We start from the raw sequence: 532 nt of genomic DNA, 5'->3' as shown, positions 1-532 counted from the left end.
CTCCATGGAAACGTCCGAACCGCGGACCAGCGCCAGCGTACGGCGGCGTTGCTCATCGGCCACCAGGGTCCGGTAGCCGATCCCCTTTTCAGACAGCCTGCGCCGCAGCGACCGCTCGCTGAGGTTCAGGGCCGCCGCCACCGCCCCGAGCGGCGGGGCGGCCGTCGGGGAGCGGCGGATGATCTGCGCCACGGCAGCGTCCAGATCGCACCAGGCGCGGCTGCCGGGGTTCTCGCGCAGCAGTTCGCGCATCCGCGCCAGCACGCTGGGTTCCGCGGTCAGGATGGGACATGGCTGGGGCGCGAAGATCAGCCGGTTCGCCGGCGTATCGAACGCCACGGGGGCGCCGAAGAACTGTTCGTATGCAGGCACGGCGCCGGCCTGCGGCAGGGCCAGTTCCACCCCCAGGACCTGGCAATCAGCTCCGAAGACCTGGCGGGTGAAACGGTGGAGGGATGCGAGCGTGCTGAGGACCAGGAACGGCTCCAGTACCGGGTCGTCGAACCGCGCCCGCGCCTCCACGCTGAAATGC

Annotated in this window: 1 protein-coding gene; it reads right to left on the bottom strand. The window is 70.7% G+C overall.

The annotated features are described in order from the left end of the window. A partial coding sequence (locus tag GVL03_RS19410; RefSeq protein WP_200847281.1) for an AraC family transcriptional regulator ligand-binding domain-containing protein occupies positions 1–532 on the bottom strand: 532 nt, incomplete at both ends.

This window comes from Microbacterium sp. 18062 (assembly GCF_902706225.1).
Classification (GTDB): Bacteria; Actinomycetota; Actinomycetes; order Actinomycetales; family Microbacteriaceae; genus Microbacterium.
Note: the sequence above shows the minus strand (reverse complement) of the source record. Positions and strands in the feature narration are given on the sequence as shown.